The following is a 21,771-nucleotide window of genomic DNA, read 5'->3' as shown; positions in this document are numbered from 1 at the left end:
GTCGTTGCACACCACCGTTGCACGCCACGGGCGCCCGCACCCGCCGCGACGCCGTCACCCGAATCGCGTCAGATCGCCTGCTTCGCCTTCAACGCGGCAATCCGCACGTCGTCGTAGCCGAGCATGTCGCGCAGTACGTCTTCCGTCTGCGCGCCGAGCAGCGGCGGGGCCGTGCGCGCATCGGGCGGCGTCGCGCTCATCCGGATCGGATTGCGCACGAGCTTCACGTCCGCGCCGCACGGATGCGGCAGCGACACCTGCATCCCGCGTGCGACCACCTGCTCGTTGTCGAACACCTCGTCGAGATCGTTGATCGGCCCGCACGGCACGCCGGCCGCTTCGAGCGCGCCGATCCAGTCGGCCTTGCCGCGCGCCTTCACCATCTCCGCGAGGATCGGCACCAGCGTGTCGCGGTGACGCACGCGCGACGGGTTCGTCGCGAAGCGCTCGTCGTCGGCCAGTTCGGGCCGCCCGCCCGCCTCGACGAACTTGCGGAACTGCCCGTCGTTGCCGACCGCGACGATGATCCAGCCGTCGCGCGTCTGGAACGTCTGGTACGGCACGATGTTCGGATGCGCATTGCCCCAGCGCACCGGCGGCTTGCCGCTCGCGAGGAAGTTGGTGTTCATGTTCGCGAGCAGCGCGACCTGCACGTCGAGCAGCGCCATGTCGATGTACTGGCCTTCGCCCGTGCGGTCGCGATGCGCGAGCGCGGCGAGCACGGCGATCGTCGAATAGAGGCCGGTCGCGAGATCGGCGATCGCGACGCCGGCCTTCTGCGGGCCGCCGCCCGGCTCGCCGTCGCGCTCGCCGGTGATGCTCATGAAGCCGCCGATCCCCTGCACGATGAAGTCGTAGCCCGCGCGATGCGCGTACGGGCCGGTCTGGCCGAAGCCGGTGACCGAGCAGTAGACGAGATCGGGCTTCACCGCGCGCAGCGCTTCATAGTCGAGCCCGTATTTCTTCAACTGGCCGACCTTGTAGTTCTCGAGCACGACGTCGCTCTGCGCGGCGAGCTCGCGCACGATCTGCTGGCCTTCCGGCGTCGCGATATCGATCGTCACCGAGCGCTTGTTGCGGTTCGCCGCGAGGTAGTACGCGGCTTCGGCGGTATCCGCGCCGTCCGCGTCCTTCAGGTACGGCGGCCCCCAATGGCGCGTGTCGTCGCCGGCGCCCGGGCGCTCGACCTTGATCACGTCCGCGCCGAAATCGGCAAGGGTCTGCGCGCACCACGGGCCCGCGAGCACGCGGGTCAGGTCCAGCACGCGGATATGGCTCAGGGCACCCATCGTCGAATCGTCTCCTTTCATGGCGGGCCTGCGTTGTCGGGCAAGGCCGATTGGCATGTCGAGCATCTTAAGGCGAATCGGCCGCGCGGGTGGCCTGGAACCCGTTATCAGCGGGAACAGGCGCGGACCGGGTCGTCCGGATGGCCGAGCCGCCTTGCCGGCGCTTTGCCCGGAAGCGGGCCCCGATCCCGTATAATCGATCGTTTCCGAATCCATGCCGCCGCGCGCCCCGCCTGGGGTGGCGGCGTTTGAAGCCGTCTTTGCCAGACTGTCCCCGCACGCCATGAAAGCTGCCGAAATCCGCGAGAAATTCCTCAAATTCTTCGAATCGAAGGGCCACACGATCGTCCGCTCGTCGAGCCTCGTGCCCGGTAACGACCCCACGCTGATGTTCACGAACTCGGGCATGGTCCAGTTCAAGGACGTCTTCCTCGGCACGGATCCGCGCCCGTACTCGCGCGCCACGACGGCGCAGCGCAGCGTGCGCGCGGGCGGCAAGCACAACGACCTCGAGAACGTCGGCTACACGGCGCGCCACCACACGTTCTTCGAGATGCTCGGCAACTTCTCGTTCGGCGACTACTTCAAGCACGACGCGATCAAGTTCGCGTGGGAGCTGCTGACCACGGTCTACCAGCTGCCGAAGGACAAGCTGTGGGTGACCGTCTACCAGGAAGACGACGAAGCCTACGACATCTGGGCGAAGGAAGTCGGCGTGCCGACCGAGCGGATCATCCGGATCGGCGACAACAAGGGCGCGCGCTACGCGTCGGACAACTTCTGGACGATGGGCGACACCGGCCCGTGCGGCCCGTGTACCGAAATCTTCTACGACCACGGCCCGGACGTGTGGGGCGGCCCGCCGGGGTCGCCTGAAGAAGACGGCGACCGCTACATCGAGATCTGGAACCTCGTGTTCATGCAGTTCAACCGCGACGCGCAGGGCAACATGACGCGCCTGCCGAAGCAGTCGGTCGACACCGGCATGGGCCTCGAGCGTCTCGCCGCGGTGCTGCAGCACGTGCACAGCAACTACGAGATCGACCTGTTCCAGAACCTGATCAAGGCCGCCGCGCGCGTGACCGAGATCAGCGACCTCACGAACAACTCGCTGAAGGTGATCGCCGATCACATCCGCGCGTGCTCGTTCCTGATCGTCGACGGCGTGATCCCGGGCAACGAAGGCCGCGGCTACGTGCTGCGCCGGATCGTGCGCCGCGCGATCCGCCACGGCTACAAGCTCGGCCGCAAGGGCGCGTTCTTCCACAAGCTGGTGGCCGACCTCGTCGCCGAGATGGGCACCGCCTATCCGGAGCTGAAGGAAGCCGAGCAGCGCGTGACCGACGTGCTGCGCCAGGAAGAAGAGCGCTTCTTCGAGACGATCGAGCACGGCATGTCGATCCTCGAAGCCGCGCTGGCGGATGTCGAAGCGAAGGGCGGCAAGGTGCTCGACGGCGAACTCGCGTTCAAGCTGCACGACACGTACGGCTTCCCGCTGGACCTGACGGCCGACGTGTGCCGCGAGCGCGGGATGACGGTCGACGAGCCGGCATTCGACGACGCGATGGCGCGCCAGCGCGAGCAGGCGCGCGCGGCCGGCAAGTTCAAGGCGACGCAGGGCCTCGAATACTCGGGCGCGAAAACCACCTTCCACGGTTACGAGGAAATCGCGTTCGACGACGCGAAGGTCGTCGCGCTGTACGTCGACGGCTCGGCCGTCAACGAGGTGAAGGCCGGCCAGGACGCGGTCGTCGTGCTCGACCACACGCCGTTCTACGCGGAATCGGGCGGCCAGGTCGGCGACCAGGGCGTGCTCGCGAACGCCGCGACGCGCTTCGCGGTGGCCGACACGCTGAAGGTGCAGGCCGACGTGATCGGCCATCACGGCACGCTGGAGCAGGGCACGCTGAAGGTCGGCGACGTGCTGCGCGCGGAAATCGACGCGCAGCGCCGCGCCCGCACGCAGCGCAACCACTCGGCCACCCACCTGATGCACAAGGCGCTGCGCGAAGTGCTCGGCGCGCACGTGCAGCAGAAGGGTTCGCTCGTCGACGCGGACAAGACCCGTTTCGACTTCGCGCACAACGCACCGATGACCGACGACGAAATCCGTCGCGTCGAGCAGATCGTCAACGACGAAATCCTCGCCAACGCGCCGGGCATCGTGCGCGTGATGCCGTACGACGAAGCGGTGAAGGGCGGCGCGATGGCGCTGTTCGGCGAGAAGTACGGCGATGAAGTGCGCGTGCTCGATCTCGGCTTCTCGCGCGAACTGTGCGGCGGCACGCACGTGCACCGCACCGGCGACATCGGCCTGTTCAAGATCGTCGTCGAAGGCGGCGTCGCGGCCGGCATCCGCCGCGTCGAGGCGATCACCGGCGACAACGCGGTGCGCTACGTGCAGGAACTCGACGCACGCGTGAACGAAGCGGCAGCGGCGCTGAAGGCGCAGCCGTCGGAACTCACGCAGCGCATCGCGCAGGTGCAGGAGCAGGTGAAGTCGCTCGAGAAGGAACTGGGCGCGCTGAAGTCGAAGCTCGCATCGAGCCAGGGCGACGAGCTCGCGCAGCAGGCGGTCGAAATCGGCGGCGTGTACGTGCTGGCCGCGACGCTCGACGGCGCCGATGCGAAGACGCTGCGCGAAACGGTCGACAAGCTGAAGGACAAGCTGAAGAGCGCGGCGATCGTGCTGGCGGCCGTCGAAGGCGGCAAGGTCAGCCTGATCGCGGGCGTCACGCCGGACGCGAGCAAGAAGGTCAAGGCCGGCGAGCTCGTGAACTTCGTCGCACAGCAGGTCGGCGGCAAGGGTGGCGGCCGTCCGGACATGGCGCAGGCAGGCGGCACCGAGCCGGCGAACCTGCCGGGCGCGCTGGCCGGCGTGAAGGGCTGGGTCGAAGAACGGCTCTGATCTCTGAGCGTTGCACGACCGATGCGATGCCGTCGCACTGACGGCATCGCGTGAATCGACGAACGACCCGATCGGCAGGGGCCGGTCGGGTCGTTTCGTTTGCGCAGTCCATGCGCGTCGATCGACGCGGTGGCGCGCGAATACGGGTCAGGCCGGCACGGTGACCGTTGGCTTCGTCATGTCCCCAGGCTGCCGAGCGACGTCGGTGAGCGCATCGCGCAGCGCGGCGAGCGCCGCCGACGCATAACCGCGCCGCCACCCGAGCAGCGTGTCGATGCCTTCGAGTTCGGGAATCGTGTGCGCGGCGATGTTGCCGGTCTCCGGCTGCAGATCGAGCACCGAACGTGGCGCGACCGCGACGCCCGCGCCGGCCGCGACGCACGCGACGATCGCGTGATACGAGCCGAGTTCGAGCACACGGGCCGGCTTCACGCCGTGCGCCGCGTACCACCGTTCGACGTACTTGCGATACGCGCAGCCGCGCTCGAACGCGATCAGCGTCGGCAGGATCACGTCGCGCGGCGTGCGCACCGGCGGGTGGCCGCGCGGCGTGAGCAGCACGAGATCCTCGCGGAAGATCGGCACCGTCTCGAACGTGTCGGGCAGCGTGTCCGGCTCGGGCGGCCGCGCGAACAGCGCGGCGTCGATCTCGAAGTCGCGCACGCGGTCGATCAGGCAGCCCGTCGTGCCCGTCAGCAGCTCGAGCGACACGTCCGGCCACGCATGGTGGTAGCGCGCGAGGAGGGTCGGCAGCCGGCTCGCGGCCGTGCTTTCCATCGTGCCGAGCCGCAGCCGGCCGCGCGGCGTATCCTCGCGCACCGCGTCGCGCGCCTCGTCGGCGAGCGCGAGCAGGCGCTCTGCATACGGCAGCAGCGTGTGCCCGGCCGGCGTCAGCACGAGCCGGCGGCCGTCGCGCACGAACAGCGCCGCGCCGAGTTCCTCCTCCAGCTGCTTGATGCGCGTCGTGACGTTCGACTGCACGCGATTGAGCTTGGCCGCCGCGCGCGTCACGCCGTTTTCGCGCACGACCGCCCGGAAAATCGCCAGCGCCGCCAGGTCCATGATTCTCTCCGAGGGATGGGTTGATTCTTAATTATTCATTTTTCGAGAATGGTTGGTCAAGTTAGGATGGACCCATTCCGATTTCCGACCCGGCCGGTGCGCGACGCGCCGGTCCATGCCGCCATGTCCCGCTTCGATGCCCTGACCGCCGCCGCCCGCGTGCTTTCGTCCGACCAGGCCGACCGCCGTGCCCGCGCGGCCGCGCTCGCCTGCATGGTCGGTCTGGCTGTCGTGCTCGGCGTCGGCCGTTTCGCGTTCACGCCGCTGTTGCCGCTGATGCTCGCGGACGGCTCGATCGGGCTGAAAGGCGGCAGCTGGCTCGCGTCGGCGAATTATGCGGGCTACTTCGCCGGCGCGGTCAGTTGCGCGGCGCTGCGCGTCGCGCCGGCGCGGATGGTGCGCTTCGGGCTCGTCGCGACCGTGCTGCTGACCGCCGCGATGGGCGTTGGCCACCTGCTGCCGGTGTGGCTCGTCGTGCGTTTCGTCGCGGGCGTCGTCAGTGCATGGACGTTCGTGTTCGTGTCGCAATGGGGGTTGCGGCGTCTGGCCGAGCTGGCTGCGCCCGAATGGAGCGGGGTGATCTACGCGGGGCCGGGCGTCGGCATCGTGGTGACGGGGCTGCTCGGCAGTGCGCTGGCCGGGCAGCGTGCGTTGGTGGGCTGGCTGGGTTTCGCGGCGTTGTCGGCTGTCCTGTCGATCGGGATCTGGCGCACGTTCGGTGTGGCGCCGGCCTCGGCGCATGCGCAGGCAATGCCGCCGGCCGCCGCGCCGCATGCGGCTACTGCAGCACCGGCCTCCGTGGCGGCGCGGGCCGATACGCGAAGCCCTCGCGCGGACGCCGCGTGGCTCGTCGTGCTCTACGGCGCCCCCGGCTTCGGCTACATCATCACCGCGACGTTCCTGCCGGTGATCGCGCGCGCCGCGCTGCCGGCCGCCTCTCCTTGGCCCGACCTGTTCTGGCCGATGTTCGGCGCGGCGCTGATCGTCGGCGCGATCACCGCCGCGCGGCTGCCCGGGCACTGGGACAACCGGCTGCTGCTGGCGGCCGGCTGCGCGACGCAGGCGCTCGGTATCGCAGCAGGGATCGTGTGGCCGAACGCGGCCGGCTTTTCGGTCGGCAGCGCGCTGCTCGGGCTGCCGTTCACCGCGATCACGCTGTTCGCGATGCGCGAGGCAAGGCGTCTGCACGGCGAGCGCGCGGCCGGGCTGATGGGCTATGCGACCGCGTCGTACGGCGTCGGGCAGATCCTCGGGCCGCTCGTCGCGGCGCCGCTGGCCGCGCGCTTCGGGTCGTTTACGCCCGCGCTGTGGGTCGCGGTGGCCGCGCTGCTGATCGGCGCCGCGGGCTTCGCGGCGACCGCCGCACGCGGGCGCAGGTTGCCCTGACGCCGGTGGGGCCGGATCGTCTCGGGCGCGGGCAAACTCGCTAGAATGAAGCCTTTCCCGCGCCGAGCGGGTGTCCGACGCGGCCTGCAGGCCGATGCCCGGCGCTCGCCAGATCCCCATCGATGACCACCGCCGACTATCGCTTTTGCCCGCGCTGCGCGAGCCCGCTGACCGAGCGCGCCGATCCCGACCATGAAGGCGGCCGCGTCCGCCAGGCCTGCCCCGACGCGTCCTGCGGCTACGTGCACTGGAACAACCCGCTGCCCGTCGTCGCCGCGATCGTCGAACTCGACGGCAAGATCCTGCTCGCGCGCAACGCCGCGTGGCCCGAAGGGATGTTCGCGCTGATCACCGGCTTCCTCGAAAACGGCGAGACGCCCGAGGACGGCATCGCCCGCGAGGTGTTCGAGGAAACCGCGCTGAAGGCCGAGCAGGTGTCGCTCGTCGGCGTGTACGAATTCATGCGCAAGAACGAACTGATCATCGCGTACCACGTGCGGGCGTCGGGCACGGTGTCGCTGTCGCCGGAACTGCTCGAATACAAGCTCGTCGATCCGCCGCTGCTGCGCCCGTGGCGCGCCGGCACGGGTGTCGCGCTCGCCGACTGGATGCGCGCGCGCGGCCTCGATTTCGAATTCGTCGACCGGCCGGGGCAGTGACGAGCCTGCCTGCCCGCGGCGTGTCGTCCGCCGTGCCGCGCGCGATCGCGACGCGGCGCCGCGTTGCCCTCCGGCGCGCCGCGTGCCTCCGGCGCCGCGCGTCGTCCCAACCGTTCCCATCGTTCCCTTCGCTTCCATCGTCCTGAGCGCCATCGCCATGTCCGACAAGCCGCAGCCGCGTCCGCGCGACGCCTATCGCCACTTCCTGCCGATCACGACCCGCTGGATGGACAACGACGTCTACGGGCACGTGAACAACGTCGTCTACTACAGCTACTTCGACACCGTCGTGAACGAGTACCTGATCCGCGCGGGTGTGCTCGACGTCGAGCACGGGCAGACGATCGGGCTGGTCGTCGAGACGCAGTGCAACTATTTCGCGCCGCTCGTGTTCCCGCAATCGGTCGACGCGGGGCTGCGCGTCGTGAAGCTCGGCACGTCGAGCGTGCGCTACGAAGTCGGGCTGTTCGCGCAAGGCGAGGCGTCGCCCGCCGCGCAGGGGCATTTCGTGCACGTGTATGTCGATCGCGGCACGCGCCGCCCGGTGCCGCTGCCCGACGCGCTGCGCGCCGCGCTCGAACCGCTCGCCGCCTGACGCTGCGCGGTGCACGCGTTCGCGCTCCAGGCCTTCAACGGCCTCAGCTACGGCTTGCTGCTGTTCATGCTGTCGGCCGGCCTCACGCTGATCTTCAGCGTGCAGGGCGTGCTCAACTTCGCGCATGCGAGCTTCTACATGCTCGGTGCGTACGTGGGCTACAGCATCGCGGCCTGGGCCGGCTTCTGGCCCGCGCTCGTGCTCGCGCCGCTCGCGGTCGGGCTGCTCGGCGCCGGCTGCGAACGCGCGCTGCTGCGCCGTGTGCAGGCGCGCGGCCATACGAGCGAACTGCTGCTGACCTTCGGTCTTGCGTACCTGATCGGCGAGGGCGCGAAACTCGCATGGGGCCTCGCGCCGCTGCCGGCGCCGGTGCCGCCGCTGTTCGACGGCGCGCCCGTGACCGTGTTCGGTCTCGCTTTGCCGCGCTACCGGCTGTTCATGATGGCGATGTCCACGACGATGCTGGTCGCGCTCGGCGTGCTGCTGCGGGCGTCGCGTATCGGGCTCGTCGTGCGCGCGGCGCTCACGCATCGCGCGGCGGTCGAGGCGCTCGGCTACGACGTGCCGCGCGTGATGACCGCGCTGTTCGGCGCGGGCACCGCGCTCGCGGCGCTGGCCGGCGTGATCGGCGCGCCGCTCGCGGTGATCGAGCCGGCGCTCGCCGAGACGGTCGGGTCGGTCGTGTTCGCGGTGGTCGTGATCGGCGGGCTCGGCTCGCTCGGTGGTGCGTTCGTCGCGTCGCTCGCGGTCGGCTTCGCGCAGACTTTCGCGGCCGCGAGCGACACGTCGCTGCGCGATCTCGCGCAATGGACGGGGATCGCGCTGCCCGACAGCGTGGCTGTGGTATCGATCGCGCAACTGGCGCCGCTGGTGCCGTACCTGCTGCTCGTCGTGGTGCTGGTCGCACGGCCGCGCGGATTGTTCGGTGAGCGTGTCGATGCATAGCCGCGCATTGGCCGGATGCATGCGCTGGGCGCTGTTCGCCGCGTGCGTCGCGCTGCCCGCGTGGCTGTGGCCGCATGGTGCGGTGCTCGGCTATCTCGCGCAGACGGCCGCGCTCGTCGTGCTCGCGCTGTCGTACAACCTTCAACTCGGCACGACCGGGCTGCTGTCGTTCGGGCATGCGGCGTTCGCGGGCCTCGGCGCATTCGCGGCCGCGCACTGGTTCAATCACGTCGGCGGCCCGCTGCCGCTGTTGCCGCTCGTCGGCGGCATGGCCGGCGCGGGCTTCGGGTTCGTCGCCGGGCTGCTGGCGACACGCCGCTCGGGCACCGCGTTCGCGATGATCACGCTCGGGCTCGGCGAATGCGTCGCGGCCGCCGCGTGGAGCGTGCCCGCGTGGTTCGGCGGGATCGGCGGCGTGCCGATCGACCGGGCGAGCGGCGGGCCGTGGGGCAACGGGTATTTCGGCGCGCCGGCCCACGCGTATGCGGTGATCGCCGCGTGGTGCGTCGTGTCGGCGGCGGCCATGCATGTGCTGACGCGCACGCCGCTCGCGCGGCTCGCGAACGCGGTGCGCGATAACCCGGCGCGCGTCGCGGCGCTCGGCACCGATCCGCGCCGCGTGCGGCTCGCGATGGTCACCTGCGCATCGTTCTTCGCCGGCGTCGCCGGCACGCTGACGCTGATCGACGTCGAACTCGCGACGCCCGACAGCGTGTCGATGGCGCGCTCGGCGACCGTGCTGATCGCCGCGGTGATCGGCGGCACCGGTGCGTTCTTCGGGCCGGCGGCCGGCGCGGCCGTGCTGACCGCGCTGAGTATCGGCGTCGCGGGCGTGTCGCGTGCGTGGGCGCTGTATCTGGGCGTATTGTTCGTCGCGATCGTCGTGGCCGCGCCGGGCGGGATCGCCGGCATCGCGCGGGCGCTCGCGCATGCATTGCGGCGCGATGTGCCGGCGACCGAGCGCTGGCGGTTGCTGTGCGCCAGCGGTGCGTGCGTGTTCTGGGGCGTCGCGATCGTCTGCGCGGCCGAGCTCGGCTATGCGTGGCGCTTCGCGCAGGACGACGGCACGGGCCTCGCGTTCGGCGCATGGGGCATCGACGCCGATACGCCGGTCGGTTGGGCCGTGGCGGCTTCGGCGGCCGGCATCGGCACGCTGCTGTGGGGCTGGCGCGCGCGGCTCGGGCACGGCGCGGCGGTCGCCACGCAGGAGGACGCACGATGAACGGCAACGCGATCGCGCTTCACGGCGTGGTGCAGCGCTTCGGCGCGCAGACCGTGCTCGACGGCGTCGATCTGAGCATCGCGGCCGGCGAGCGCCATGCGCTGATCGGGCCGAACGGCGCGGGCAAGTCGACGCTGTTCGGCGTGATCGCCGGGGCGACGCGCCCGACGCGCGGGCGCGTCATGCTGCACGGCGTCGAGCTGCGCGGGCGCGGGCCGGTCGTCGCGAGCCGCCTCGGTATCGGCCGCAGTTTCCAGCAGACGAGCGCGTTCGCGCGCCTGAGCGTATTCGACAACCTGCGTTGCGCGGCGCTGCATGCGCTGGCCGAACGGCGGCGCTGGTGGAACCGGCTGCGCGAATCGGCGTCGGTCGATCTCGCGGCCGCGCGCGTGCTGCACGACATCGGCCTCGACGCACGGCGCGATACGCCGGCCGGTGAATTGAGCTACGCGGAGCAACGCGCGCTCGATCTCGGGATCGCGCTGGCGAGCGGTGCACGTACGCTGCTGCTCGACGAGCCGACGGCCGGCATGAGCCGCGCGCAGGCGGCGCGGATGATCGCGCTGATCCGCGCGACGACGCAGGGCCGCACGGTGCTGATGATCGAGCACGACATGGACGCGGTGTTCGGTTTCGCCGAACGCATCACGGTGCTCGTGCGCGGCGCGGTGGTCGCGACCGGCGCGCCCGATGCGATCCGTGCCGATCCGCGCGTGCGTGCCGCGTACCTGGGCGAGGGCGCGGCATGAACGCCGTGCTCGACATTGGCGGGCTGCGCGCGTGGTACGGAAGGCAGCCCGTGCTCGACGGCGTCGATCTCGCGTTCGCGCCGGGCGAGACGCTCGCACTGCTCGGCCGCAACGGCTCGGGGCGCTCGACGCTCGCGAAGGCCGTGATGGGGCTCGTACGTACGGCCGGCTCGGTGCGTATCGCCGGCGCCGAATGCGCGGGGGCGCGCACGTTCGAGATCGCGCGGCGCGGCGTCGCTTACGTGGCCGAAAGCCGCGACGTGTTTCCGCTGCTGAGCGTGCGCGACAACCTGCGGCTCGGTTTGCGCGGCGCGAGCGGCGCCGCCGAACGCACGGCGCTCGATCGTCTGTTCGAGCGTTTTCCGCTGCTGGCCGCGCGCGCGGACGTGAAAGCCGGGCGGCTGTCGGGCGGCGAGCAGCAGGTGCTTGCGCTGGTGCGCGCACTCGCCGGCCGCCCGCGCGTGCTGATCGTCGACGAGCCGGCCGAGGGGCTCGCGCCGCTCGCGGTCGACGAAGTCGGCGCGTGCCTCGCCGCGCTGCAGGCCGACGGCGTCGCGATCATGCTGATCGAGCAGCGGCTGCAGCTCGCACCGCGGCTCGCGCGGCGCGTCGCGGTGATGGGGCGCGGACGGATCGTCTACGACGGCGCGCTCGACGGCCTGGGCGGCGAGGTCGCCCAAGCGTGGCTGAGCGCCGGCTGACCGCGCCCGGTCGATTGTTCGGCAAACTCCGCCAGTCAATTCGCGTCGAGCCGCTTTATCGCCGCGGTGCCGCAACGTACATTGCCAGTCAGGCCGGTCGCCCTCACAACGCGTCGACGCGTCAACGCATCGTCGCGGCAACCGGCACCATCCATCGAACGTCTTCGGACTGAGGAATGAAATCATGAGCAAGCTGACAGGCAAGGTCGCGATCGTCACGGGCGCATCCAAGGGCATCGGCGCGGCAATCGCGAAGGCACTGGCCGACGAAGGCGCGGCGGTCGTCGTCAACTACGCGAGCAGCAAGGCGGGCGCGGATGCGGTCGTGAGCGCGATCACCGAAGCGGGCGGCCGCGCGGTCGCGGTCGGCGGCGACGTGTCGAAGGCCGCCGATGCGCAGCGCATCGTCGATACCGCGGTCGAAACGTACGGCCGTCTCGACGTGCTCGTCAACAACTCCGGCGTGTACGAATTCGCACCGATCGAAGCGATCACCGAGGAACACTACCGCCGGCAGTTCGACACGAACGTGTTCGGCGTGCTGCTGACCACGCAGGCGGCCGTCAAGTATCTCGGCGAAGGCGCGAGCATCATCAACATCAGCTCGGTGGTGACCAGCATCACGCCGCCGGCCAGCGCCGTGTACAGCGGCACGAAGGGTGCGGTCGACGCGATCACCGGCGTGCTCGCGCTCGAACTCGGCCCGCGCAAGATCCGCGTGAACGCGATCAATCCGGGAATGGTCGTGACCGAAGGCACGCACAGCGCGGGCATCATCGGTTCCGATATGGACGCACAGGTGCGTAGCCAGACGCCGCTCGGCCGGCTCGGCGAGCCGAACGACATCGCGTCGGTCGCCGTGTTCCTCGCGTCGGACGATGCGCGCTGGATGACCGGCGAGCACCTCGTCGTGAGCGGCGGGTTGAACTGATCGTCCGCGGTGCCGCGCGAACGGTGCGTGGGCGCCGTTCGCGCCGTTACGCGCTCATTGCGAGCGCATTCGCGCCGACGTGCCATCGCAGGCATTCGACGACGAGCGCGTGATTGGCTTCGGAGCCGAGCCCCGCGATCGTCATCGCGCCGACGATGCCGGCGCCGGCGATCCGCAACGGCACGCCGCCGCCGTCGAGTGCGTAGTCGTCGTCCGACAGGCCCTGCGAGCGCAGCGACCAGCCGGCACGCCGAAAGCATGCGCCGACCGCGAGCGAACTCTGGCCGAACCGCAGCACCGTGTTCTGCCGGCGGCGGATCGCATCGCCATCGTGCGCGCCGCTGCCGTCGAGCGCGCAGTAGAACAGCGGTGCATGCCCGCCGACGATGCCGACCGCGATCGGCAGCCCGCGTCGCGACGCGAGGTTGACCGCGATTTCTCCCATGCGGCGCGCGACGGCCGCATTGAAGTGCGGCAGCGCCGGGTTCGACGCATCGTCGTCGAAGGCGTGGGGTTCGGGGCGAAAGGGGGGCGTCACCATGGCGGCTCCGTAGCGTTGCCGGCGCGGTACGCGCATGCCGGGCGTCGCATCGTCACGGGCCGCGCGCGGGCCCGTGTTCCATTCAGTGCTTCGGCGTTTCAGCACTTCTTCAGCACTTCAACGTTTGGGCGCCGCATCGAGCATCCACTCGTGCGCGGGATCGTTCTTGAACGCCCACGCGCGGCTCGGGCCCGCCATCACGTTCAGGTAGTACAGGTTGTAGCCGTGAGGCGCGACCACCGGGTGATAGCCGCGCGGCACCATCACGACGTCATGGTTCTCGACCGCGCATGCTTCGTCGAGGCTGCGGTCGTCGGTGTACACGCGCTGGAACGCGAAACCCTGCGGCGGATCGATCCGGTGGTAATAGGTTTCCTCGAGCGACGTCTCGTCGGGCGCCGCGTCGCGGTCGTGCTTGTGCGGCGGATAGCTGCTCGAATGGCTGGCCGGCGTGACGACTTCGACGACGAGCAGCCGGTCGGCGGCCGGGTTGTCGCCCATCAGGATGTCGCACACGTAGCGCGTGTTGGTGCCTTGCCCGCGCACCGAGCGGCGCATCCGCTCGCCGTCGAGGCGCAGCACGCGCTTGTCGCCGCTCGCGTACGGCGCGGTGCAGAGCGCGACTTCCGCATCGCGCGTCGCGACCAGCGTGACGGTCTTGCCGCCCGGCACGTACAGCGCGTCCGGCGACACGTCCTCGAATACGCTGTCGCGCTTGCCGAGGGCATCGTAGGTTTCACCGTCGACGTCCGCACGCACCGTACCCGTCAGCACGACCACGCACAGTTCGCGCGTGCCGGTGTCGAGCGTCTCGGTGTCGCCGGCCTTCAGGCGCAGCGCGCGAAAGCCGACGTGCTTCCAGCCGGCCGATTCAGGCGTGACGTTGCAGATCTCGCGGTCGGCGGATGCCTTGACCAGCAGGGGAGAAATCGTCATGAAATGGGTCTCCGCAATAGGGTAGGACTCGAGCGCTCACGCGCCTGCGTGCCGGCTTACGCGCTCAACCGGTCGACGATCGCGCGCAGCGACTCGTAGCCCTTCTTCGCATATTGATAGCTCGGCGCGACGGCCGGGTCCTGCTCGGCCTCGACGACGAGCCAGCCTTCGTAGCCGGCGTCCTTCAGCGTGCGCAGCGTCGCGTCGTAGTCGAGCGCGCCGTCGCCCGGCACCGTGAAGGTGCCGTTGATCACGCCGTTCAGGAAGCTCCAGCCGTCGTTGCGCGCCTGGTTGACGACCTGCGGCCGCACGTCCTTGCAATGCACGTGTGCCACGCGCGACACGTGCTTCTTCAGCAGCGTCACCGGGTCGGCCGCGCCGCCGAAATAAGCATGGCCGGTGTCGAACAGCAGGAACACCTTTGCCGGATCGGTCAGCGCCATCAGCCGGTCGACGTCGTCCGGCGATTCGACGTACGCGCCCATGTGGTGATGGTAGGCAAGCTTGATGCCGTACGTGTCGAGCAGGTGCGCGCCGAACGCGTCGAGGCGCGCCGCATAGCGCCGCCACGCTGCGTCGTCGACGAAACGCGGCCGCTTCGCGACCGGCGTGTCGATGTTGCCCTGGATCGTGCCCGCGCATTCGCCGTACACGACGACTTTCACGTCGTTGTACTGCAGTTTCGTCATGTGCGCGCGGCAGCGCTCGATTTCCGCCGCGACCGCATCGGCGTCGGTCATGCCCGGCGCGACTTCGGCGAGGAAGCCCGAATACCAGCCCGACACGCACACGAGCCCGAATTCGGCGAGCTTCGCCTTCAGTTCGGGACCCGTCTTCGGGAACTTGTTGCCGAGCTCGAAGCCCGCATAGCCGATTTCGGCGCCTTCCTTGAGCGCCGTTTCCAGCGGCGTCTCGCCGCCGAGCGACGGCAGGTCGTCGTTCATCCACGACAGGGGATTGATACCGATGCGGACGTTCCAGCTCATGGGGTGCTTCCTTGGTTCGGATGATGTGGGATGCGAAGCGTGTTCGTGGAGCAGCGTGCGCGGATCAGCGCCGCTGGCGCGTCTTCGCATCGAGATACGCGCGGTGCGCGGCTTCGACGCCGGCGCGTTCGGACACCTGCGGCACCGCGACTTCCCACCACGCGCCGCCGTCGTCGGTCGTGCGCTGGTGCGTAGTGTCGATCACGAGCACCTGGCTGGTCGTCGCCGCCCGTGCGCGCTTCATTTCGTGGCGCAATTCGCCGACGTCGCGCACGTGCACGGCTTCGGCGCCCATCGAGCGTGCATGCATCGCGAAGTCGATCGTCGAGCGTTCGCCGCCTTCGGGCACGCAGTCGTCGAGCATGTTGTTGAAGCTCGCGCCGCCGCAATTGAGTTGCAGCCGCTCGATGCAGCCGTAGCCGCGGTTGTCGAGGATCACGACGATGATCTTGCGGCCAAGCATCACGGAGGTCGCGAGTTCGGCGTTGAGCATCATGTACGAGCCGTCGCCGACGATCACGATCACTTCGCGCTCGGGCCGCGCGAGCTTCGCGCCGAGGCCGCCCGCGACTTCGTAGCCCATGCACGAATACGCATAGTCCATGTGGTAGTTGCCCGGTACGCCGCTGCGCCACAGTTTGTGCAGTTCGGCCGGCAGCGTGCCGGCCGCGCACACGACGAGATCGTCGCGCGCGCTGTCGCGCCCCGCGTCGGCCGCGGAGTCGCGCACCGCGCCGATCACTTCCGCGTCGTACGGCAGCGTGTCCTTCGGAATCCGGGTGGTCAGCTCCGTCACGCGCGCGTTCCACGCGGCGGCCTGGTCGCGGTTCGCGGCGGTCCACGCCGGATCGGCGCGCCAGCCGGCCAGCGCGGCCGACAGTTGCCCGAGGCCGGTGCGCGCATCGGCCACCAGTTGCCGGCCGCGCTTCTTGCCCGCGTCGAACGGCTGCACGTTCAGGCTCAGCAGCGTCGCGTCGCCGTAGAGTGCGTGCGAGCCGGTCGTGAAATCCTGCAGCCGCGTGCCGACCGCGAACACGACGTCGGCCTGCGCGGCCGCGCGGTTCGCGGCGGGCGAGCCCGTCACGCCGATCGAGCCGAGGTTCAGCGGGTGATCCCACGCGAGGCTGCCCTTGCCGGCCTGCGATTCGGCGACCGGCACGCCATGAGCGTCGGCGAACGTGCGCAACGCATCCCATGCCTGGCTGTACAGCACGCCGCCGCCCGCGACGATCAGCGGCTTCTTCGCGGCCTTCAGCACGTCGAGCGCATCGGCGAGTTCGAGCGCGTCGGCCGGCGGCCGGCGCATCCGGATCACCGGCGGCGCGAAGAAATCCTCGGGCCAGTCGTACGCGAAGGTCTGCACGTCCTGCGGCAGCGCAAGACATACGGGGCCGCATTGCGCGGGATCGGTCATCACCTGGATCGCGCGCGGCAGCGCGACGAGCAGTTGCTCGGGCGACGTGATGCGGTCGAAGTAGCGCGTCACGGGCCGGAAGCAGTCGTTCGCGCTGACGTCGCCCTGTTCGAAATCCTCGACCTGCTGCAGCACGGGGTCGGGCAGCCGCGACACGAACACGTCGCCGGGCAGCAGCAGCAGCGGCAGCCGGCCGACGTGCGCGAGCGCGGCGGAAGTCAGCATGTTGGTCGCGCCGGGGCCGATGCTCGACGTCGCGGCCATCATGCGCTGGCGGAAATTCGCTTTCGCGAACGCGACGGCCGCATTGGCCATCCCTTGCTCGTTGTGCGCGCGAAACGTCGGCAGCCGGTCCTTCTCCGCGTGCAGCGCTTCGCCGAGCCCGGCCACGTTGCCGTGGCCGAAGATCGCGAACACGCCGCCGCAGTACGGCAGGATCTCGGTGCGGCCGTCGGGCTGGACGACTTCGGCGCGCAGGGCGGCCAGGTAGCGCACGAGCGCCTGGCTGACGGTCAGTCTTACGGTGGTGGTCATCGTCGGTCGATAGAGAGAAGTCGGGTGGTCGTCACGAACACGGGCGTCAGGCCGCGGCGGCGCGCGCGGCGGCACGGCGGCCCAGCCACGCGTCGACCAGTTGCGCGAAGTTGCCGGCCACTTCGTCGATCAGCGCCTGATCGTCGATCCGGCCCGCGAACCAGTTCAGCGACGCATCGGCCCACAGCGTGCGCCCGACCATGAAGCCCTTGACGATCGGGTTGGTCGCCGAGCGGAAGCTGTCGACGAGGTATTGCAGCGGCTGGTTCAGCCCGAGGATCACCGCGCCGCGGCAGTGCGGGTCGCGCTCGGCGATCAGCGCGGCGAGCCGCGCCCAGCCGTCGGCGGTGAGCGGCGTGAGCTTCCACCATTCGGGCTTCACGCCGAGGTTGTAGAAGCGCGCGATCGTGCGCAGCACCGCGTCGTCCTCGGTGCCGGCCGGCGTGACCGCGCGCGGTGGAATCATTTCCAGCAGCAGCTCGTTGCCGCTTGCGCGCGTGGCTTCCCACAGTTCCAGCACGCGCTGCTCCTGCTCGACGCGCAGGTCGACGGGGTCATCGGGGTGATAGTGAACCAGGCACTTCACGACCTGTTCGGTCGGCCAGTGCGTGAGCGACGAGCCGACCGAGCGCGTGTCGTCGAAGCGCAGCGGCCGCGAGCCCGGCAGCTCGACCGGGCGGCCGACCCACCAGCCGCGTCCGGTGGCCGACGCGAGCGCATCGCTGCCGTACGCGCCGCCGTCGATCAGCACGCCGACGTGGCCGGCGATGCCGCGATCGCGCTCGACCTGTTCGACCGCGCGCACCAGCAGGCGCTTCAGCGTCTTGATCCGCGCTTCGTCCGCGCCGGCCTGCACCGCCAATTCATAGAACTGGCTGCGATGGTCGAACGCCATCACGCACAGGTCGTCCCATTCACGGCGCGGCACCGTCACGCGATGCAGGTGCGCGAGCGTGCGGTCGGCATCGACCGCCGGATTGCGGCTGCCGTCGAACCAGTGCGCGAGTTCGGCCGGCGTCGGCATCGCGGCCGAGCACGCATGACGCGACACGACGATCGCACCGCACGCGTTCGCGATGCGCGTCGATTCGGCCCAGTCGCGCCCGCGCAGCAGCCCCGACAGCAGGCCGGACAGGAACGCGTCGCCCGCGCCGAGCACGTTCAGCACTTCGACGCGCTCGCCGAGGAAGGTCGGCGCAGCGTCGATGCTGGGCGGAATGTCGCCTTCGATCACGCAGCAGCCGAGCGCGCCGCGCTTGACGACCAGCGTCGCGTTCGTGATCGCGCGCACCGCCTGCAACGACCCGATCAGGTCGTGCGGCACGCCGCCCGCGATCAGGAATTCCTCCTCGGTGCCGACCAGCAAGTCGAATTCGCCGAGCACCTGCTGCAACTGCCGCGTCACTTGTGCGTCGGGCACGTAGCGGTTTTCGCCGGCGCCGTGTGCGGTCAGCCCCCACAGCACCGGCCGGTAGTCGATGTCGAGGATGCGCACGGCGCCGTGGCGGCGCGCATACGCCAACGCAGTCAGCGACGCCTCGCGCGTGCCCGGCGTCGACAGATGCGTGCCGGTGATCGCCAGCGCGCGGCAACCGGCGATGAAGTCCTCGCTGATCTCGTCGGCGCGCACGGCCATGTCCGCGCAGTTCTCGCGCACGAACAGCAGCGGGAACGTATCGCGATCCTTCAGCCCGAGCAGCACCAGCGCGGTGAGGCGCTCGCGGTCGGTCTGCAACTGGCTCGTATCGCACCCTTCGCGCTCGAGCGTCTCGCGCAGGAAGCGGCCCATCTGCTCGTCGCCGACGCGCGAAATCATCGCGGTCTTCAGCCCGAGCCGCGCGACGCCGAACGCGACGTTGCCCGACGAGCCGCCGAGATACATCTGGAAGCTGCGCGCGTCCTCGAGGCGGCTGCCGTACTGCTGCGCATAGAGATCCACGGCCACGCGGCCGAGGCAGGCGAGATCGATGGGGCGGTCACTCGGAAAGTTCAGCAGGCTCATATCACGTGTCACGCTCGCGGCCGGCGTTCGGCGCTGCCGGCAGATTAGGGGGGCCGATCCGGTGGCGACTGTCCGCGGCCTATGCCGCACGACACGAGGCTGCCTGCCACCGGAGTCGGGCTACGGAACGGAGTCTAGACTTTTTGGAAATCCAGTTCCCTAGGTGAAATCACGTAGAAATAAATTTCCAAAATTTCGAGGAAGTGATCTACAGTTTCATCCGGATGCTTCAGTCCCGATCGGACCCGATCGGACTCGGCCCGGCGGCGCGCAACGCGCCGTCTTCCGCCCCCCGGAGATGAGGAGACAGATTGATCATGAAGACCAAGCTGATGGCCGTCGCGGCCGCCGCGATCCTGGCTGCGCCGCTCGCGCATGCCGAGAAGATCGGCGTGACGATGGCATCGTTCGACGACACGTTCCTGACCATCCTGCGCAACAGCATCGCCGATTCGGCGAAGAAGGACGGCGCGACGGTGCAGATCGAGGACGGCGGCAATGACGTCGGCAAGCAGTTGAGCCAGGTCCAGAACATGATCGCGCAGAAGGTCGACGCGATCATCGTGAATCCGGTCGATACCGACGCGACGCCGAAGATCACCAAGATGGTGACCGCCGCGAAGATCCCGCTCATCTACGTGAACCGCAAGCCGGTCGATTTCGACAAGTTGCCGGCCGGCGTCGCGGTCGTCGCCTCCGACGAAAAGCAGTCGGGCACGCTGCAGGCGCGCCAGGTGTGCAAGCTGCTCGGCGGCAAGGGCGACCTCCTGGTGCTGATGGGCGAGCTGTCCAACGAATCGGCGCGCGCCCGCACCAAGGACATCGAGGACGTGATCGCGACGAAGGAATGCGCGGGCATGAAGATCGTCGACAAGCGCGAAGGCAAGTGGAGCCGCACGCAGGGCCAGGACATCACGATGAACTGGCTGAGCTCCGGGACGAAGTTCGACGCGATCGTGTCGAACAACGACGAGATGGCGATCGGCGCGATCAACGCGCTGAAGGCCGCGCGCAAGCTCACGCCGAAAATGGTCGTCGCCGGTATCGACGCGACGCCGGACGGGCTCGCCGCGATGAAGGCCGGCGAGCTGAAGGTGTCGGTGTACCAGAACGCGACCGGGCAGGGCGCGCAGGCGGTGGCCGCGGCGCTCAAGCTCGCGAAGAAGCAGCCGGTCGATCGCTACGTGAACGTGCCGTTCGAGCTCGTGACGCCGGAGAACATGAACCAGTACGCGAAGCACTGACCGGTTTTTCCGCTGAACTGCGCGGGCCCGGCGCGGCCGGGTTCGCGCGCGATTTTCGAGGAACGTCCATGTTTACAGCCAGGATCGCGCGCTCGATGGCCAGCGAAAGCGCACCGGCCGCGTCGTCCGCCGCGCCGGGTTCGTCCGGTGCGCCGATGGCCGACTGCGTGCTCGAGGTGCGCGGCGTCGGCAAGTCCTTTCCCGGCGTCGTCGCGCTCGACGGCGTGCAGTTCCGCGTGCGCCGCGGCACCGTGCATGCGCTGATGGGCGAGAACGGCGCGGGCAAGTCCACGCTGATGAAGATCATCGCGGGCGTCTACACGCCCGACCAGGGCGAAATCCTGATCAACGGCGAGCCGGTCGTGCTGAACGGCCCGCTCGACGCGCTCGACCGCGGCATCGCGATGATCCATCAGGAACTCAACCTGATGCCGTACATGACGGTCGCGGAGAACATCTGGATCCGCCGCGAACCGAAGAACGGCTTCGGCCTGATCGATCACGCCGAGCTGCGCCGCCGCACGGCCGCGCTGTTCGAGCGGCTGTCGATCGACATCGATCCGGAGACCGACGTGCGCACGCTGACGGTCGCGAGCCGCCAGATGGTCGAGATCGCGAAGGCCGTGTCGTTCGACTCGGACGTGCTGATCATGGACGAGCCGACCTCCGCGCTGACCGACAAGGAAGTCACGCACCTGTTCCGCATCATTCGCCAGTTGCGCGAGCAGGGCAAGGGCATCGTCTACATCACCCACAAGATGAACGAGCTGTTCGAGATCGCCGACGAGTTCTCGGTGTTCCGCGACGGCAAGTACATCGGCACGCATGCATCGAGCGACGTCACGCGCGACGACATCATCCGCATGATGGTCGGGCGCGAGATCACGCAGATGTTCCCGAAGGAAGACGTGCCGATCGGCGACGTCGTGCTGTCGGTGAAGGATCTCTGCGTCGACGGCGTGTTCCGCGACGTGAGCTTCGAGCTGCGCGCGGGTGAAATCCTCGGCGTCGCGGGCCTCGTCGGCTCGGGGCGCTCGAACGTCGCGGAGGCGCTGTTCGGCGTCGTGCCGGCCACCTCGGGCGAGATCCGCATCGACGGCAAGCCGGTGCGTATTTCGACGCCCGCGCAGGCGATGAAGCACGGGATGGCGTTCCTCACCGAGGATCGCAAGGATTCCGGCTGCTTCCTGAATCTCGACCTGCTCGCGAATATGGAAGCGGCGGTGTTGAGCCACCGCTACGTGAAGTTCAATTTCGTGCAGCAGGCGCAACTGAAGCGCGACTGCGAGGAAATGAGCCGGATGCTGCGCGTGAAGTCGCCCGGGCTGCACGAGGAAATCCAGAACCTGTCGGGCGGCAACCAGCAGAAGGTGCTGATCGGCCGGTGGCTGCTCACGCAGCCGCGCATCCTGATCCTCGACGAACCGACGCGCGGCATCGACGTCGGCGCGAAGGCCGAGATCCACCGGCTCGTCAGCGCGCTCGCCGGCAAGGGCGTCGCGGTGCTGATGATCTCGTCGGAAATGCCGGAAGTGCTGGGGATGAGTGATCGCGTGATGGTGATGCACGAAGGGCGCATGACCGGCATCGTCGATCGCAAGGACGCCGACCAGGTCCGCATCATGGATCTCGCGTCGCGCTGAGCCGAAACAAGATTGGAGACAACT

General features: G+C 69.4%; 18 protein-coding genes. 11 read left to right on the top strand and 7 right to left on the bottom strand.

Annotated features, from left to right (window positions below):
• Window positions 1-68: 68 nt before the first annotated feature.
• A complete protein-coding gene (locus HWX07_RS33195) occupies window positions 69-1,289 on the bottom strand; it encodes a CaiB/BaiF CoA-transferase family protein (RefSeq protein ID WP_012328332.1) in 1,221 nt (406 codons plus the stop codon).
• A 283-nt stretch (window positions 1,290-1,572) separates the two neighbouring features.
• Between HWX07_RS33195 and alaS the strand changes: the two genes are divergently transcribed.
• The gene (gene alaS, locus HWX07_RS33190) at window positions 1,573-4,197 is read left to right on the top strand and encodes an alanine--tRNA ligase (protein ID WP_012328333.1); all 2,625 of its coding nucleotides are present in this window, start codon (window positions 1,573-1,575) and stop codon (window positions 4,195-4,197) included.
• Window positions 4,198-4,344: 147 nt separating this feature from the next.
• Here alaS and HWX07_RS33185 read toward each other — a convergent pair whose 3' ends face one another.
• The gene (locus HWX07_RS33185) at window positions 4,345-5,259 is read right to left on the bottom strand and encodes a LysR family transcriptional regulator (RefSeq protein ID WP_012328334.1); all 915 of its coding nucleotides are present in this window, start codon (window positions 5,257-5,259) and stop codon (window positions 4,345-4,347) included.
• A gap of 123 nt (window positions 5,260-5,382) precedes the next feature.
• Here HWX07_RS33185 and HWX07_RS33180 point away from each other — a divergent pair, with 123 nt between their 5' ends.
• The 8 genes from HWX07_RS33180 (at window position 5,383) to HWX07_RS33145 (ending at window position 12,447) form a co-directional block, all read left to right on the top strand.
• Window positions 5,383-6,645 (top strand): YbfB/YjiJ family MFS transporter, encoded by a 1,263-nt coding sequence (locus tag HWX07_RS33180; protein ID WP_175879192.1) that lies wholly within the window; start codon window positions 5,383-5,385, stop codon window positions 6,643-6,645.
• Between the two features lie 122 nt (window positions 6,646-6,767).
• Window positions 6,768-7,304, top strand: a complete 537-nt coding sequence (locus HWX07_RS33175) for an NUDIX domain-containing protein (protein WP_006476241.1) — start codon at window positions 6,768-6,770, stop codon at window positions 7,302-7,304.
• 157 nt (window positions 7,305-7,461) lie between these two features.
• A complete protein-coding gene (locus tag HWX07_RS33170; protein ID WP_011545195.1) occupies window positions 7,462-7,899 on the top strand; it encodes a thioesterase family protein in 438 nt (145 codons plus the stop codon).
• A gap of 9 nt (window positions 7,900-7,908) precedes the next feature.
• Window positions 7,909-8,844, top strand: a complete 936-nt coding sequence (locus tag HWX07_RS33165; protein ID WP_175879191.1) for a branched-chain amino acid ABC transporter permease — start codon at window positions 7,909-7,911, stop codon at window positions 8,842-8,844.
• Window positions 8,837-10,066 carry a branched-chain amino acid ABC transporter permease gene (locus tag HWX07_RS33160; RefSeq protein WP_175879242.1) on the top strand — a complete coding sequence of 410 codons (1,230 nt, stop codon included), beginning with the start codon at window positions 8,837-8,839 and terminating at the stop codon, window positions 10,064-10,066. Before HWX07_RS33165 ends, HWX07_RS33160 begins: the two co-directional genes overlap by 8 nt.
• A complete protein-coding gene (locus HWX07_RS33155) occupies window positions 10,063-10,815 on the top strand; it encodes an ABC transporter ATP-binding protein (protein WP_175879190.1) in 753 nt (250 codons plus the stop codon). The genes HWX07_RS33160 and HWX07_RS33155 overlap by 4 nt, the downstream gene beginning before the upstream one ends.
• Window positions 10,812-11,516 (top strand): ABC transporter ATP-binding protein, encoded by a 705-nt coding sequence (locus HWX07_RS33150; protein ID WP_175879189.1) that lies wholly within the window; start codon window positions 10,812-10,814, stop codon window positions 11,514-11,516. The genes HWX07_RS33155 and HWX07_RS33150 overlap by 4 nt, the downstream gene beginning before the upstream one ends.
• Window positions 11,517-11,700: 184 nt before the next feature.
• Window positions 11,701-12,447, top strand: a complete 747-nt coding sequence (locus HWX07_RS33145) for a glucose 1-dehydrogenase (RefSeq protein ID WP_175879188.1) — start codon at window positions 11,701-11,703, stop codon at window positions 12,445-12,447.
• Window positions 12,448-12,493: 46 nt separating this feature from the next.
• Here the strand turns inward: HWX07_RS33145 and HWX07_RS33140 are convergent, their stop codons facing one another.
• The 5 genes from HWX07_RS33140 to iolC form a co-directional block, all read right to left on the bottom strand.
• The gene (locus HWX07_RS33140) at window positions 12,494-12,988 is read right to left on the bottom strand and encodes a heme-degrading domain-containing protein (protein WP_175879187.1); all 495 of its coding nucleotides are present in this window, start codon (window positions 12,986-12,988) and stop codon (window positions 12,494-12,496) included.
• A 117-nt stretch (window positions 12,989-13,105) separates the two neighbouring features.
• Window positions 13,106-13,924 (bottom strand): 5-deoxy-glucuronate isomerase, encoded by an 819-nt coding sequence (gene iolB / locus HWX07_RS33135; RefSeq protein WP_006476234.1) that lies wholly within the window; start codon window positions 13,922-13,924, stop codon window positions 13,106-13,108.
• Between the two features lie 56 nt (window positions 13,925-13,980).
• Complete coding sequence (gene iolE / locus HWX07_RS33130) at window positions 13,981-14,910, bottom strand: myo-inosose-2 dehydratase (protein WP_012328343.1); 930 nt, start codon at window positions 14,908-14,910, stop codon at window positions 13,981-13,983.
• Between the two features lie 64 nt (window positions 14,911-14,974).
• Window positions 14,975-16,858 (bottom strand): 3D-(3,5/4)-trihydroxycyclohexane-1,2-dione acylhydrolase (decyclizing), encoded by a 1,884-nt coding sequence (gene iolD, locus HWX07_RS33125; protein ID WP_175879186.1) that lies wholly within the window; start codon window positions 16,856-16,858, stop codon window positions 14,975-14,977.
• A gap of 46 nt (window positions 16,859-16,904) precedes the next feature.
• On the bottom strand, window positions 16,905-18,860 hold the full coding sequence (gene iolC, locus HWX07_RS33120; RefSeq protein ID WP_175879185.1) for a 5-dehydro-2-deoxygluconokinase: 1,956 nt from the start codon (window positions 18,858-18,860) through the stop codon (window positions 16,905-16,907).
• Window positions 18,861-19,177: 317 nt separating this feature from the next.
• Here iolC and HWX07_RS33115 point away from each other — a divergent pair, with 317 nt between their 5' ends.
• Together HWX07_RS33115 and HWX07_RS33110 are read left to right on the top strand one after the other, a co-directional pair.
• Window positions 19,178-20,104: a sugar ABC transporter substrate-binding protein gene (locus HWX07_RS33115; protein WP_006476231.1), complete on the top strand. Its 927-nt coding sequence runs from the start codon at window positions 19,178-19,180 to the stop codon at window positions 20,102-20,104.
• A 68-nt stretch (window positions 20,105-20,172) separates the two neighbouring features.
• Complete coding sequence (locus HWX07_RS33110; protein WP_175879184.1) at window positions 20,173-21,747, top strand: sugar ABC transporter ATP-binding protein; 1,575 nt, start codon at window positions 20,173-20,175, stop codon at window positions 21,745-21,747.
• Window positions 21,748-21,771: the final 24 nt, after the last annotated feature.

This window comes from Burkholderia sp. BCC0097 (assembly GCF_902832985.1).
GTDB classification, from domain to species: Bacteria; Pseudomonadota; Gammaproteobacteria; order Burkholderiales; family Burkholderiaceae; genus Burkholderia; species Burkholderia orbicola.
Note: the sequence above shows the minus strand (reverse complement) of the source record. Positions and strands in the feature narration are given on the sequence as shown.